The 14265-nt window shown below is 71.9% G+C and carries 11 protein-coding genes; 4 read left to right on the forward strand and 7 right to left on the reverse strand.

What is annotated here, in order from left to right:
• From HZF07_RS03875 to abc-f, 3 genes are read right to left on the reverse strand one after another with little or no spacing between them, the layout of a single operon-like run.
• Entirely contained in the window at positions 1-786 is a 786-nt protein-coding gene (locus HZF07_RS03875) for an enoyl-CoA hydratase/isomerase family protein (protein WP_157347065.1), read from the reverse strand.
• Positions 787-807: 21 nt separating this feature from the next.
• A complete protein-coding gene (locus HZF07_RS03880) occupies positions 808-1467 on the reverse strand; it encodes a maleylpyruvate isomerase N-terminal domain-containing protein (RefSeq protein WP_157347068.1) in 660 nt (219 codons plus the stop codon).
• A gap of 33 nt (positions 1468-1500) precedes the next feature.
• On the reverse strand, positions 1501-3099 hold the full coding sequence (gene abc-f / locus HZF07_RS03885; protein WP_157347070.1) for a ribosomal protection-like ABC-F family protein: 1599 nt from the start codon (positions 3097-3099) through the stop codon (positions 1501-1503).
• Between the two features lie 82 nt (positions 3100-3181).
• Here abc-f and ypfJ point away from each other — a divergent pair, with 82 nt between their 5' ends.
• Positions 3182-4105: a KPN_02809 family neutral zinc metallopeptidase gene (ypfJ, locus tag HZF07_RS03890; RefSeq protein ID WP_157347072.1), complete on the forward strand. Its 924-nt coding sequence runs from the start codon at positions 3182-3184 to the stop codon at positions 4103-4105.
• Between the two features lie 6 nt (positions 4106-4111).
• Here ypfJ and HZF07_RS03895 read toward each other — a convergent pair whose 3' ends face one another.
• Genes HZF07_RS03895 through HZF07_RS03905 form a run of 3 tightly spaced genes read right to left on the reverse strand, consistent with a single transcriptional unit; the run spans position 4112 to position 7504 of the window.
• Complete coding sequence (locus HZF07_RS03895; protein WP_157347074.1) at positions 4112-5020, reverse strand: phosphotransferase; 909 nt, start codon at positions 5018-5020, stop codon at positions 4112-4114.
• A gap of 10 nt (positions 5021-5030) precedes the next feature.
• The gene (locus HZF07_RS03900) at positions 5031-6602 is read right to left on the reverse strand and encodes an ABC transporter permease (RefSeq protein WP_157347076.1); all 1572 of its coding nucleotides are present in this window, start codon (positions 6600-6602) and stop codon (positions 5031-5033) included.
• Positions 6599-7504 (reverse strand): ABC transporter ATP-binding protein, encoded by a 906-nt coding sequence (locus HZF07_RS03905; RefSeq protein ID WP_309504413.1) that lies wholly within the window; start codon positions 7502-7504, stop codon positions 6599-6601. The genes HZF07_RS03900 and HZF07_RS03905 overlap by 4 nt, the downstream gene beginning before the upstream one ends.
• A gap of 141 nt (positions 7505-7645) precedes the next feature.
• Here HZF07_RS03905 and HZF07_RS03910 point away from each other — a divergent pair, with 141 nt between their 5' ends.
• The 3 genes from HZF07_RS03910 (at position 7646) to HZF07_RS24315 (ending at position 13382) form a co-directional block, all read left to right on the forward strand.
• Positions 7646-9091: a dicarboxylate/amino acid:cation symporter gene (locus HZF07_RS03910; protein ID WP_157347080.1), complete on the forward strand. Its 1446-nt coding sequence runs from the start codon at positions 7646-7648 to the stop codon at positions 9089-9091.
• Entirely contained in the window at positions 9088-10500 is a 1413-nt protein-coding gene (locus HZF07_RS03915; RefSeq protein WP_157347082.1) for a fibronectin type III domain-containing protein, read from the forward strand. The genes HZF07_RS03910 and HZF07_RS03915 overlap by 4 nt, the downstream gene beginning before the upstream one ends.
• 125 nt (positions 10501-10625) lie before the next feature.
• The gene (locus HZF07_RS24315; RefSeq protein ID WP_157347084.1) at positions 10626-13382 is read left to right on the forward strand and encodes an Ig-like domain-containing protein; all 2757 of its coding nucleotides are present in this window, start codon (positions 10626-10628) and stop codon (positions 13380-13382) included.
• 174 nt (positions 13383-13556) lie between these two features.
• On the opposite strand, the gene HZF07_RS03925 is transcribed toward HZF07_RS24315, so the two are convergent.
• Positions 13557-14168, reverse strand: coding sequence for an acVLRF1 family peptidyl-tRNA hydrolase (locus tag HZF07_RS03925; protein WP_157347086.1), 612 nt, complete (start codon positions 14166-14168; stop codon positions 13557-13559).
• Positions 14169-14265 lie beyond the last annotated feature (97 nt).

Consider the following 14265-nt stretch of genomic DNA (forward strand, 5'->3'; position numbering starts at 1 on the left):
TCAGCCGCCCATCAGCGCGGCCAGCTCGCGGAACCGCCGCGTCTGGGCCTCGCGCTCCAGGCGGCGCTGCTCGTCGAGGCTGCGGTCGGCAGTCCCTTGCAGCAGCGCCTTGGTCTCGGTCACCGCGCCCGCGAGCGGGGCGGTCAGGGCGGTGACGAGCTGCGCCACGGCCTCGTCCAGCTCGGCGGCCGGCACGACGGTGTGCGCGAGGCCGATCCTCTCGGCCTCCTCGGCGCCCACCATCCGCGCCGTCGCGCAGATCTCCAACGCCCTGGCGTACCCAACGCTCTCGACGAGCGGCTTTGTTCCCGTCAGGTCGGGCACCAGGCCGAGCGCGGCCTCCTTCATGCACAGCTGCGCGTCGTCGGCGAGCACGCGGAGGTCGCAGGAGAGGGCCAGCTGGAAGCCGGCGCCGATCGCGTAGCCCTGCACCACCGCGATCGAGACGAAGCGGGGGTCGCGCAGGAACGTGAAGCCCTGCTGGAACTCGTCGATCCGCGCCGACATCTCCTCGTCGGAGAGGCCGAGCAGCGAGAGCACCGACTCCGGGCCGGCGTTGGCCGGGTCCAGCATCGCCCGGTCGAGGCCGGCGGAGAACGAGTGCCCGGAGCCCTTGACCACCACGACGCGGACGTCGTCAGGGATCTCCCGCCCGAGCTCGGCGAGCGCCAGCCACATCGTCGGCGTCTGCGCGTTGCGCACGTCGGGCCGGTGCAGGGTGATCGTCGCGACGGGGCCGGCTACGTCGTACCTCAGCCCGGCGGCTGCGAGGGTCTCGGGATCCATGGGGCGCACGATAACGGTGGGTCAGGCGAAGGCCGGCAGCCGGTCGACGGTCGCGCCGAGACCCTCGGGAGCCGGTCGCCGGCCCGTGCCGACGAGCGCCACGTCCTCGGCGGTCCAGTCCTCGGGGAAGGCGCCCGCGAGGGCCTCCACGGTCGCGCGGGTGAGGTCGAGCGCGCCGGCCGGGACCGGCTCGTCGGCGAGGAGGTCGAGGTGGTGGACGGCGTCCTCCACCGCCCAGACGGCGAGGTAGTCGCCGGCCGTGAACACCTGCTGCTGCCAGAAGTGGTGGACCTCGGTCATCCCGGCGGCGCCGCGCAGCACCATGCCGGCGACGTCGCGAAGCTCCTCACACGCCAGCGCCGGGCGTCGGTAGGCGGCGGTCCGGCGCCGCTGCACCATCAGGACGTCCACCGGGTCGGCGCCGGCGTACTCCTCTGCGAACGACGTCCAGTAGGACGCCGCGTCCACGGTCGGCTCGTCGTCGACGACCGACACCATCCCGCCGAGCATCTCGTGCCAGCCGCTGATCGTGTGCACGACCACGTCGAGACGCGTCCAGCCGTGGCACCGGGACGCCCCGAGCAGGGCGTGCTCGTCGAACCCGTCGACGGCGCGCAGGAACGCCTCGACCGACTCGGAGAACGCCCGCCGCCCGACCTCCAGCTCCACCACAAGGCTCATGGACCGACCTTAGGCGCCGGCAGGGACAGTCGGTCAGGCGAGCGACACGAGGTCGGCGTAGTCGTCGCTCCACAGGTCCTCGTCGCCGTCGGGGAGGAGCAGCACGCGATCCGGCTCCAGCGCGAAGACCGCGCCCTCGTCGTGGGTGACGAGGATGATCGCGCCCTCGTAGGTGCGGATCGCGGCGAGCACCTCCTCCCGGGAGGCGGGGTCCAGGTTGTTGGTCGGCTCGTCGAGGAGCAGCACGTTGGCGCTGGAGACCACCAGCGAGGCCAGCGCCAGCCGCGTCTTCTCGCCACCCGAGAGGACCTTCGCCGGCTTGTGGGCGTCCTCGCCGGAGAACAGGAACGACCCGAGCACCGAGCGCGCCTCGGTGTCGGTGAGCTGCGGCGCCGCGCTCTGCATGTTCTCGAGCACCGTGCGGTCGACGTCCAGGGTCTCGTGCTCCTGGGCGTAGTAGCCGATCTTGAGGCCGTGACCCGGGATGACCGCGCCGGTGTCCGGCTGGTCGACGCCGGCGAGGATGCGCAGCATCGTGGTCTTCCCGGCGCCGTTGAGGCCGAGGATCACGACCCGGGACCCCTTGTCGATCGCCAGGTCGACGTCGGTGAAGACCTCGAGCGAGCCGTAGGACTTCGACAGCTCGGCGGCGGTGAGCGGCGTCTTGCCGCAGGGCGCCGGTGCGGGGAACTTGATCCGGGCGACCTTGTCGCTCTGCCGCTCCCCCTCCAGGCTGGAGATCATCTTCTCCGCGCGCTTGAGCATCGACTGCGCGGCCGTCGCCTTGCTGGCCTTGGCGCGCATCCGGTTGGCCTGGTCGGTCAGCGTCTTGGCCTTGGACTCGGCGTTCGCGCGCTCCCGCTTGCGGCGCTTCTCGTCGGTCTCGCGCTGGGTCAGGTAGGCCTTCCAGCCCATGTTGTAGACGTCGACCTCGCCGCGGTTGGCGTCGAGGTGGAGCACCTTGTTGACGGTCTCCTCGAGCAGGGCGTTGTCGTGGCTGATCACGATCAGGCCGCCCTTGTGGGCCTTGAGGAAGCCCCGGAGCCACACGATGGAGTCCGCGTCGAGGTGGTTGGTGGGCTCGTCGAGCAGCAGCGTCTCCGCTCCGGAGAAGAGGATGCGCGCCAGCTCCACCCGGCGACGCTGGCCGCCCGAGAGCGTCTTCAGCTGCTGGGTGAGGATCCGCTCCTCGATGCCCAGGCTGGAGGCGATGATCGCCGCCTCGGACTCGGCGGCGTACCCGCCCCCGGCGTGCAGCTCGGCGTCCGCGCGCTCGTAGCGGCGCATCGCCTTCTCACGGACGGCGGGGTCGTCGCTGCCCATGTCGGCCTCGGCCTGCCGGAGCCGGCGTACGACGTCGTCGAGGCCCCGCGCGGACAGGATCCGGTCGCGGGCGAGGACCTCGGGGTCGCCGATCCGCGGGTCCTGCGGGAGGTAGCCGACCTCGCCGGTCCGCTGGACGGTGCCGGCCGCGGGCAGGGCCTCGCCGGCGAGGATCTTGGTGAGCGTCGTCTTGCCGGCGCCGTTGCGCCCGACCAGACCGACCTTGTCGCCGGCGGCGACGCGGAAGCTGACGTTCTCCATGAGCAGGCGCGCCCCCGCTCGGACTTCGAGCTGATGGGTGGTGATCATGAGGGGTTCAGTCTAGATGTGGGTACGTTCCTGGCTGACATCGGCGACCGGCACGTGGGCCGGATCTGGGAAGAGGGCGGGCATGCGGTTCAACCCCAAGGCACGGCTGGACACCGGGCGCACCTCCGACGCCGGTCGCACGGCGGGCGGGGGCGGTGGCGGCGGCATCCCGATCCCCGGCGGCCTGGCCGGCGGCGGCATCGGCGGCCTGATCGTCACCGCGATCATCGTGGCCGCCTTCATGTTCCTCGGCGGCGGGGGCGGGTCCCCGCTCTCTGCCTACGACACCGGACGGATGGCCGACACCGACCGCTACGCCGACTGCGAGACCGGTGAGGACGCCAACAAGTCGGCCGACTGCGCCCGCGTGGCGGTCGAGAACTCGCTCTACGACTACTGGTCCGAGACGCTGCCGGCGCAGTCCGACGCGTCGTTCTCGCCGGAGAAGGAGCTGCGGACCTTCGGCGGCGGCATCTCGACGGGCTGCGGGTCCGCCTCCGCGGCCGTCGGCCCCTTCTACTGCCCCGTCGACGAGTCGATCTACCTCGACACCACCTTCTTCTCCGACGTGCTCGACCAGCAGCTCGGCGGGCCGACCGGGGCGTTCGTCGAGCCCTACGTGCTCGCGCACGAGTACGGCCACCACGTCCAGCACCTCCTCGGCACCGACGAGCAGGTGAAGTCGCGGGAGGGCGCCGGCAGCGACGCCGTACGGCTGGAGCTGCAGGCCGACTGCTACGCCGGGATGTGGGCCGGCTCGGCCACCGACACCGAGGACGCCAACGGCGCCGTGCTGATCTCCGACCTCACCCGCACCGACGTCCAGGAGGCCATCGCAGCGGCCACCGCCGTCGGCGACGACCGGATCCAGGAGGCCTCCGGAGGCGAGGTCGATCCCGACTCCTGGACCCACGGCTCGGCCCAGCAGCGCGTGGACTGGTTCGTGACCGGGTTCGAGCAGGGCACGCTCGAGGCCTGCGACACGTTCGCCCCCGGGGCCCTCTGAGCGGGGTCAGCCCTTGACGAGGGCCTCGATGTGGGTGAACTGCCGCTGCAGGGCGCGCAGGTGCGGGGCGACGGCGGGGTGGCGGAACTTGCCTGCGAGGGCGCCGTCGCCGCGAGCTGCGCGGGCCAGCGCCCACTCCGCCCGGTTGAGCACCGTGTAGACCGCGGTCACCCGCGCGCCGAGCGTCACCTCGTCGCGGGTCGCGAGCCCGTCGGGCAGCCCGAGCAGGTAGGCGTCGACGAGCGGCTCGAGCTCCTCGCGCGCACTGAGCGCGAAGTAGCCGAGGTCGGCACCGACCGGTCCGGTGCCGAGCGTCGCCCAGTCGATCGCGACCACGTCGTCGCCGGACCGCCCGAGCAGGTTCGCGGGTACGGCGTCGCCGTGCTGCGGCACCTGCACCAGCGCGTCGACAGCGGCCAGGATCTCCTCGCGACGCGTCCAGAGGTGGTCGGCGACGTCGGCGACCGTGGTGCGCGCCAGGGTCTGCCAGCCACCGTGCCGCTCGACCCGGGCGAGCCGGTCGCGGAGCTGGTTGCGGGCCAGCCACGGGGCCGCGGCCAGGTGGGCACCGGCGAAGCGGCCGAGGGCGTGGGCGCAGAAGAGCCCGCTGTTGGCGGCGTCCTCGACCCACTCCTGGGTGATCGTGATGCCGTCTTCGTCCTCCTCGACGGCGCCGAGCAGCGGGCTGCGGAGGCCCGGCGTCTCGACCGCCGTGCCCACCGCCAGCACGTCGGCGGCCCGCCGCCAGTAGGCGAAGTGACGGGCGTTGGAGAGCTCGGCCGGGTCCCCGGGCACGGGCGCGGCGATCCGCTTCACGACGACCGGCTGCCCGTCGAGGACGGTGCGCCACACGCCAACGGTGGAGGCTCCCCCGCCGCCGGGCAGGGCGTGCCACCCCGGATCGGGCTGCCACATGACTCGCACGCTAGTGCACGTCGCGCCGCCGGAAGGCGAGCTGGCCCGCGACACTCAGGAGGGCGGCCACGGCGGCGACGCCGAGGACGGCCGCCCAGTCGACGCTCTGCGCCGGCACGAGCGCGAGGTGCTCGAACGGCGAGAGGTCCTGGATCCACTGCGGGATCGACAGCAGGTCGCCGAAGAGCATGACGACGGACGCGAGCACCAGCGGGAGCCAGGCGGCCGCCATGGCACGCGGTGAGACGCCGTAGAGCAGCCTGGCCACTCCGCTCAGCACCAGGACGGCGGGAGCGTACTGGAGGAGTGGCACCGACAGGTCCCAGAACTCGTCCGACGTCCCCGTGACGAGGGAGAACGCGAGCCCGAGACCGACACCGGCGCCGAGCAGTGCGAGGGCGGTCCCCGCCACCGTGATCGCGACGTGCGCGGCCAGCCACCGCGAGCGCGGCACCGCCGTCGCCAGCACGACCTCGAGCCGACCCTCGTCCTCCTCGCTTCTCGGTCGCAGGGTGGACGAGATGGCGAACCCGCACACGATGAGCGCGAGCATGACCATCGAGGTGGCGTAGAACCCCTGCACGATGTCGTCGCCGCCCTGGAGGAACATCTCCTGCGACGCCTCGGAGTCCCCGATCAGGTCCTGGACGTCGCGGCCCATCGAGCCGTAGACGGCTCCGAGGACGAACATGCCCGCGGTCCAGCTCACCAGCGGCGCCCGTTGCAGCCGCCAGGCGAGCCCGAGCCCGCCGGTCAGCGAGGCGGGCGCACGTGCTGGTCCGGGGCGGGCGCCGAAGACGCCGGCGCCGTAGTCACGCCGGTCGAAGAGCCATCGTGCGACCAGGACGACGACCAGGGTCCCGACGAGCAGGAGCAGCGCAGGCCACCAGCGCAGGCCCGAGAACGGATGCATCGCCTGGTACCAGCCGATCGGCGACAGCCAGCTGGCGACACCGTTGCCCACGTCGCCCAGGGCGCGCAGCACGTAGGAGGCCGCGATCACGACGCCGGCCAGTCCGTACGCCGCCCGCGTACTCGCCACCAGCTGCGCCGCGACCAGCGCCGTCCCGGTGAAGAACCAGCCGCAGAGGGTCAGGCCGACGCCGGTCGCGACCGAGTCCGCGGACGCCAGGCCGTAGAGCACGAGGCTCCCGGCGACCAGCACGCCGAGCAGGACGTTGGCGAGCAGGGCGTTCAGCAGCGCCGCTGTCGTCGGCGCCAGCCGCCCCACCGCTGTCGCTCGCAGCAGCTCGTCGCGCCCGGCCTCCTCCTCGGCGCGGGTGTGCCGCCCGATCAGGAACATGCTCATCAGCCCGGCCACGATCGCGCCGAAGGCGGACGCCTGCCAGAAGACCTGGCCTCCGGTCGTGTTCAGGGCGCGCGCCGGACCGGCCATCGCGATGAAGGCGGCGTTGCTCTCCATGCTGGCCGCCGCGCGGTCGAACTCCGCCTGGGTCGCGTAGAGGTCGTCCACGCTCACTGCCTGGCTGACGTAGAGCAGCATCGTGCCCAGTCCCCACCACAGCAGCATCCAGCGGTCTCGGCGCAGGAACAGCCGCAGGAAGGCCGGCCAGCCGGTCACCCGGCGTCCTCGACGCGGTCGCCGTAGTGCCGCAGGAACAGCTCCTCGAGCGTGGGCGGCTGGCAGGTCAGGGTCCGGACCCCGCTGCTCGCGAGGACCGCGAGCACCGGATCGAGCCGCGCGGTGTCGACCTGGAAACGTACGCGGCTCCCCTCCACCACCAGGTCGTGGACACCGGGAACGTCGCGCAAGCCGTCGGCGGGCCTGCCGAGCTCGGCGCTGACCGACGTGCGGGTCAGGTGTCGCAGCTCGGCAAGCGTGCCGCTCTCCACGACCTTCCCGGCCCGGATGATGCTCACCCGGTCACCGAGCTGCTCGACCTCGGCGAGGATGTGACTGCTCAGCAGGACCGCGTGGCCCCGGTCGCGGAACGCGTCGACGTACCGCCGGAAGACCGACTCCATCAGCGGGTCCAGCCCGGACGTCGGCTCGTCGAGGACCAGCAGGTCGACGTCGGAGCACAGCGCGGCGACGAGCGCCACCTTCTGCCGGTTGCCCTTCGAGTACGCGCGGCCCTTCTTGGTCGGGTCGAGCTCGAAGGCCTCGACCAGCTCCCGGCGCCGCGACTCGTCCAGCCCGCCGCGCAGCCGGCCCAAGAGGTCGATGACCTCGCCGCCGGTCAGGTTCGGCCAGAGGTTGACGTCGCCCGGGACGTAGGCGAGCCGCCGGTGCAGCTCGGCCGCCTGGCTCCACGGGTCCCCGCCGAAGAGGCGCACCTCGCCGCCGTCGGCCCGGAGCAGCCCCAGCAGCACCCGGATGGTCGTGGACTTGCCCGCGCCGTTGGGGCCGAGGAAGCCGTGCACCTCTCCCGGTCCGACGTCGAGATCGAGCCCGTCGAGCGCCCGGAGGCGGCCGAAGCTCTTCACGAGTCCGCGGATGTCGATGACGCGCTCACCGGTCACGGACCGACGGTAGCGCCGGGGGGCGGTGTCGGACCCAGGACTTAAGTAGATAATGTTGCTCGACATACGGAATGTACGGGTATTTGGGCCCGTTCTAGGGCAGAGTCCCGGCTCGGGACATCTGGGAGGGAGCACGCACACGTGAACACGTGGGACTTGGCAGCACTGGCGGTGACGCTCGGGCTGTTCGCCGGGCTGATGGAGCTGTCCAGGCGACGGGTCAACTTCAGCCTCCTGACGTTCATCGGGCTCTTCCTCGGGGTCGGCGTCGGATACGTCTTCCGCGACCACGTCCGGTACATCGACCCGATCGGCCAGGCCTACGTCAAGCTGCTGATGGCAGTGGTGGCGCCCCTGGTGATCGTCTCGATCCTGTCGAGCATCACGTCGCTCGGCTCGACCAGCCAGCTCCGCACCATCGGCGGGCGCTCGGTCTTCTGGCTCCTGATGCTGAACTTCATCGCCATCCTGCTGACGCTCGGCCTCTCGCTGGCGCTGAAGGTGGGCGACGGCGCGGACCTCGCGACCCAGGGCGTGCCGACCGAGACGCTCGACGAGTTCAAGGAGTCGTTCACCCAGGTGTTCCTGGGCTTCTTCCCCTCCAACATCGTCGAGGACATCTCCGAGAACAACGTCATCCCGATCATCGTCGCCTCGGTCGCGATCGCCGTCGCGCTGACCCTCGTCGGCGAGCGGAGGCCCGAGGCGGTCGCCCCGGTCAAGGCGCTGATCGACGGCGGCCGGGAGATCATCTTCAAGGTCGTCGGTTTCGTCATCAAGCTCACGCCGTACGCCGTGCTCGCGCTCACCGCGAGCGCCGCGTCGAAGACCGCGCTCGACGCCGACACGCTGCGCCCCCTGCTGGCGCTCACGGTCGTGGGCTACCTCGCCTGCTTCGCCGACACCTACCTCGTCAACTCGGTGGTGCTCCGGGTGTGGGCCGACGTGCGGCCGGTGACGTTCTTCCGCAAGATCTTCCCGGCCCAGCTCACCGCGTTCACGACGCAGAGCAGCGCCGGGACGCTGCCCGTCACGACCGGCCTGCTGACCCGCAAGATCGGGGTGCCCGCCGACATCGCCGGCTTCACGGCGCCGCTGGGCACGACGATCGGCATGCCGGGCTGCGCCGGCGTCTGGCCGATCCTGCTCGCGGTCTACACCGTCAACGGGCTCGGCCTGTCCTACGGGCTCGCCGACTACGCCGTGCTCGTGCTGCTCGCGCTCGTCGTCTCCCTCGGCACGGCCGGAGTGCCCGGCACCGCGACCGTCACCGCGACGACCGTCTTCGCCGCCGCGGGGCTGCCCCTCGAGGTCATCATCCTGACGCTGCCGATCAGCGCCCTGGTCGACATGGCTCGGACGATGACCAACGTGACCGCTGCCGCGGTGGCCTCGACCGTCGTCGCCCGCGGCGAAGGTCGCCTGGACGACGCCGTGTTCGACGCGCCCGACGAGGAGACGGCGGTGGCCGCCGCGCCACCGCCACCAGCAGACCGACCGTCCCTGGACGACTTCCCCGCAGACCTGATCGGCGTCTGCGAGATCCCCGACCGCACGCTCGTCACCCACTCAACGGAGGCCCGATGACCACCCGCACCTCACTCCTGCGCCAGCCACGGTGGCTGCTGGGCGCACTGGTGCTCGTTCCCGTCCTGCTGCTCGCGCTGCAGGGCCTGACCTTCCAGGCCAGCGCGGCCGACCTGGACTGGGTGGACGGCGGCGACGACCAGCTCTGCCTCCAGGACGACACCGGCGCCGCCCTCTCGCACCCCGAGATCGAGCAGTGCTCCCCCATCATCGGGTGCGAGACCGGCGAGACCAACGGGCGCGCCTGGATCCGCTTCCCCACGCGCAACGGCGTGTGGCAGCCGAAGGGTGAGTTCGCGAACTACCTGGTGCTCTACGGCGACGAGCAGCCGCCCTCGGCGACGCCCACACCCACTCCGACGCCCACAGCGGCAGCGACGCCCACCGCGTCGCCGACGTCCGGCTCCTCGACACCCAGCACGCCCGGCACGTCGAACCCGACGAACCCGACGAACCCGGCCAAGCCGAACCCGGGCACCAAGCCGACCAAGGCCCCCGGCGGCAAGCCGAGCGTCCAGCCCAGCAGCTCCCCGACCCCCGGCGTCTCCACGCCGCCGGTCGCGAGCGACGCCGACGACCTCGGCCTCACCGACGACGAGGAGGTCGCCGAGGGCGCACCGACCGCACCGGCCGCGCCGACGATCGCCGTCGACGGCAAGGACGTCACCGTCACCTGGACCCCGACCGCCGACGCCGAGCTCGAGGGAGTGACCGGCTACGTGCTGCGGTTCAGCGGCACCGACCCCATCACGACCGACGCGGCCACGACGTCGCACACCTTCGCCGGGCTCGCAGACGGCAACTACCGCGCCGCCGTACGCGCGGTGAACGAGGCGGGCGAGTCCCCCTCCTCGCCGCCGTCGGACATCGCGACCGTGGGCGCCCCGATCACCGAGGTGCTGGGCACGCTGACCGTCGAGGGCGACCTGGCCCCCGGCGCCACCGTCACGCTGACCGGCGCGGGGTACGCACCGAACGTGCCCGAGCTCGTGCTCGAGCTGCACTCGACGCCGGTCCAGATCGGCGCCGTCGCCACCGACCAGACGGGCGGCTTCGCCACCACGGTCACCCTCCCGGCCGACGTCGAGCCCGGCGAGCACCACGTCGTCGTGCTCTACGACGGCGCCGAGATCACCAGCACGCCGGTCCAGCTGGTCGCCGCCGCGGGCGGCGACGTCGCCACGACCGACGCGGCGGCCGCGACTCCGGCCGAGACCGTGCCTCCGCAGGCCGGCGTCCTCATCCTCGGCGTGCTGGCGGGCCTCGGCCTCCTGGCCCTGGGCTGGCACCTGGTCTCCGGGCGTCGGCGCCGTCCGGTCCGCGGCCGCGCCGCGGTGCCGGCCACCACTGCTCCACTCACCCGCGGCCTCTCGGGCTCGACCACGGAGGTGATCGGCAGCTCCCGATGACCACCTGACGAGAGGTGGCTGGATTGCCTGACCTTGGACCGCCCGGCAATCCAGCCCGCCGAAGCCCCCTTCAACAGCAAGGCATCCGGCCTGCCCATGGTGGCAGGAGAAAGTGAAGAACGCCCGTGAACGCACGACGTACGACGCGCCTCGGCTCCGTAGCCGCGGTGGCGGCGCTGGCCCTCTCGCCGCTCGTCGGCCAGGCCTCGGCGCACGCCGACCCCGCCCCGACACCCACCCATGGCATCGACTTCGACTACTTCGACGAGGCCTACACCGAGCTCGGCCCGAACAGCGTCTTCGAGACCGTCACGCTGGAGCGCTTCAAGTACATCCTGCGCGACAAGCCCGGGAACTTCGCCTTCTTCATCGGCGACCCCAACGACGCCAACGCCCAGGCGACGATCGGCCACATCAACGACGTGGCCAAGGACCTGGGCATCACGAAGATCTACAACTTCACGCCCAAGATCGACGGCGGCAAGTGGAACCTGTGGAACTGGAACGACCTCGAGTCGGTCGTCGGCGGCAACGCCCTCACGTACTGGAAGAACGAGGGTCCGACCACGACCACGGCCGGCAACCCGGGGTCGTACTACTCCACGCACACCGACGACTACCTCAACAAGGACACCACGCCTGAGTTCACCAGGACCGGCGGCGTGATCAACGGGCCGTACCTGTTCGTCTACAACAAGGACCGTCAGGTCACCGTGGGCGGGTCGCCCGTGGACGACCACATCGTGTCGTCGTTGTCCGACCGCAAGAGCGCGGCCGACCTCGACACGCCGGCCGAGGTCGACGCGTTCGAGCAGGATGTCGCGGACGTGCTCGGCGCCGTCCCGGCCGCCCAGTACGCCACCAACTCGGCGTTCCAGTTCTGGAAGGACGAGGCCAACCGGCGCCACAACGCGACGTACGCCGACGCCTCGCTCTACGGCGGCGACATCCTCGACGACAGCGACAACGCCGACGGCTGGCGGGTCCAGCCGATCACCTACCCGGAGTGGATCGCGCTGCTGAAGCACGACGGCGACATCCCGTTCCTCTTCGGCGGCACGTGGTGCCACAACACGCGGGCGATCGTGAAGTCGGTCAACAGGTACGCGCAGCAGTACGGCGTGAAGAAGGTCTACAACTTCGACTACTCGCTGTTCTCCTCGTCCAACGGCGGCCAGAACTACGACCACTCGCGCAGCTCCGGCCAGAACATCACCGTCGGCACGGGCGCTGACGCCCGGCTGCTCTACCCGAGCCACCTCTACGGCCAGACGATCAACACCTACCTGACCAACGCGAGTGCCGAGTACGGCAAGGTCGGCCAGGTCGGCACCCCGCCGAACACGCCGCACTACTACTACCCGAACGGCGACCTGACCAAGCCGATCGAGAACGCGGTCCGCATCCAGGTCGGCCACTTCCTCACCTACAACAAGGACCACAAGGACGCGGCGGGCGACCCGGCCCCGGTCGTGGACCAGGCGCTGCGCCAGAAGGACGACGGCGGCAACACCGAGTACATGACCGAGTGGTGGTTCGTGAAGGGCAAGGACCTTCCCGCATCGGACGGCACCTGGCGCGGCAGCGCGGCCGCCGGCAGCAACGCGCTCGCCAACCAGCGGGCGTTCGCCAAGGAGGGCATCGAGGACATCGAGCAGGTGTTCCGCGGGTTCACCAACGACGTCGCCAGCACCACGACGGTGACCGGCGTCGGCTCCCAGGTGGGCAAGGGCTCGTCGGTCACGCTCGACGTGGCGCTCGACGCAGCCGGCTACTCGCCGTACCTCTCGGCCAACAACGCGAGCTCGTCCGACCCGGCGAACGCCCTCTCGGCCAAGCCCCGCGGCTGGGTGCGGGTGCTGGACGCCGCGGACCACGAGGTGGCCCGTGCGCGGGTCAGCCGCGCGGGCACGGCACAGCTCCCGCTCGGCACCCAGGACGCGCTCGGCGCGCGGAGCTACACGGTCGAGTACCTCGGTCGGGGCGAGCTCATCCAGCCCTCGACCAACGCCGTGTCGTTCAACGTCGTGGCGGCCTCCACCACGACCCTGACCGGCCCCGCCAGCACGACGTACGGCGCGGGCGGCACGCTCACCGCGACGGTCACCGACGGCGCCACCGGCACCGCCCGCCTGCTCGGACTGCCCACCCCGGTGGACGGCACGATCAACGCCAACCAGGCGACGTTCGCGCTGCCGGCGTCCCTCCCGGTGGGCAGCTACCAGGTGCGCGTGCAGTACCTCGGCGACGCCCAGCACGTCGGGTCCGAGTCCGCCGTCCACACCCTGACGGTCGGCAAGGCCGCGGCGTCCCTCACGGCGTCGGCACCGGCGACGACGTACGGCACCGCCGGCACGGTCGCCGTGAAGGCCACCGGCGTGGTCGGCTCCGTGCCGACCGGCACGGTGACGGTGGCCGACGGGGGCACGACCGTGGCCACCGGCACGCTCGCCGGCGGCGCGGCCAGCATCCGGCTGCCGGCCACCCTGGCGGCCGGGCAGCACGCGCTGACCGTGACCTACGCCGGCGACGGTTCCTACCAGGGCGCCACGCAGAGCGCGGCGGTCTCGGTCGCGAAGGGCACGGCCGGCGCCATCACCTTCAAGCCGCACGGCAAGGTGAAGGCGAAGAAGGCCGGCTCGGCCACCGTCGCGGTCGCCGCTCCGGCCGGGCTCGCCAAGCCCGGCGGCAAGGTGAAGGTGCTGATCACGAAGGGCTCGGTGAAGAAGACCGTCATCGGCACCCTCGGGTCCGCCGGCACGGTCAAGCTCAGGCTCCCCAAGCTCACGCAGGGCAGCTGGAATGTCACGGTCACCTACCTCGGTGGCGCGAACTACCAGCCTGCGAAGCCGAAGGTGTTCAAGCTGGTCGTCAAGAAGTAGGCCTGCTCCCGCACCACCAGGTCGCCCCGGGTCCTCGGCCCCGGGGCGACCTGCACGTCCGGGGAGCTGACGCGGCCACTCCTCAGGCGTTCCTGTCACTTCTCAGGCGTTGCAACCCCTGAGAAGTGACGGAATCACCGGTGCACCGGTGATCCCGCGCCCGGCGCAGCACCCTCAGTCGCCCGCGTTGTGGACGTCCACCCGCACGGCACAGGCGTCGGCGACCGCCTGCTCGAGGACGCCGCGCCGCGGGTCGGGCACGGCGAGCCACGGCCCGACGGTCGCGACTCCGCGCAGCCGCGGGTCGGCGAGCACCTCGTCGACCGCCGTTCGGTCACCGCCGACCACGACCGGCCCGCGCAGCCCGGCGAGGATCCTGGCGGCGTGGTCCGCCGCGGCCTCGTAGGCCTGACGCGCCTGGTTGTCCCGACGCCGGGCGAACCGCTGCTGGCTCTGACCGCCGGCCTTCGTGCGGCCCTGCACGTGGCGCTGGCCGGTCTTGCTGCCGGTCATGGTGGACCCGCTGAGCCGGGCGATCGCGAACCCGCCCTTGCGCACCAGCAGCACGCCCCAGTCCTCGGGCGGCGCGACCCGGCCCGCGAACACCTCCACGTCCGCCGGCCCGTCGTACGCCGCCTCGAAGGGCAGCCGGGCCGCGAAGGTGCTGCCGTCCGCGGCGGCTCCGGTCAGCGCACCGTCGGCGATCGCCAGCTCGGTCGATCCGTGCTGCTCCTCGAAGTTGGCGACCCACCGCACCATGCGGCCGGCCGGGACGACGATCTCCATGCGCCGGACGCTAGCGGAGTCGTGGCGCGCGACTGGGAGCCGGCTCCCAGTCAACCTCCAGTCGGCTACGAGTCGCGCACGGTGGGATGCCGTCGCC

Origin of the sequence: Nocardioides agri (assembly GCF_013778305.1) — a bacterium.
Lineage (GTDB): Bacteria > Actinomycetota > Actinomycetes > Propionibacteriales > Nocardioidaceae > Nocardioides > Nocardioides agri.

What these genes read in the sequence shown, in the direction of transcription:
- HZF07_RS03875 (WP_157347065.1), bottom strand. Translation starts at nt 786, where the DNA reads ATGGATCCCGAGACCCTCGCAGCCGCCGGGCTGAGGTACGACGTAGCC.
- HZF07_RS03915 (WP_157347082.1), top strand. Translation starts at nt 9,088, where the DNA reads ATGACCACCCGCACCTCACTCCTGCGCCAGCCACGGTGGCTGCTGGGC.
- HZF07_RS03880 (WP_157347068.1), bottom strand. Translation starts at nt 1,467, where the DNA reads ATGAGCCTTGTGGTGGAGCTGGAGGTCGGGCGGCGGGCGTTCTCCGAG.
- HZF07_RS03895 (WP_157347074.1), bottom strand. Translation starts at nt 5,020, where the DNA reads ATGTGGCAGCCCGATCCGGGGTGGCACGCCCTGCCCGGCGGCGGGGGA.
- ypfJ (WP_157347072.1), top strand. Translation starts at nt 3,182, where the DNA reads ATGCGGTTCAACCCCAAGGCACGGCTGGACACCGGGCGCACCTCCGAC.
- abc-f (WP_157347070.1), bottom strand. Translation starts at nt 3,099, where the DNA reads ATGATCACCACCCATCAGCTCGAAGTCCGAGCGGGGGCGCGCCTGCTC.
- HZF07_RS03925 (WP_157347086.1), bottom strand. Translation starts at nt 14,168, where the DNA reads ATGGAGATCGTCGTCCCGGCCGGCCGCATGGTGCGGTGGGTCGCCAAC.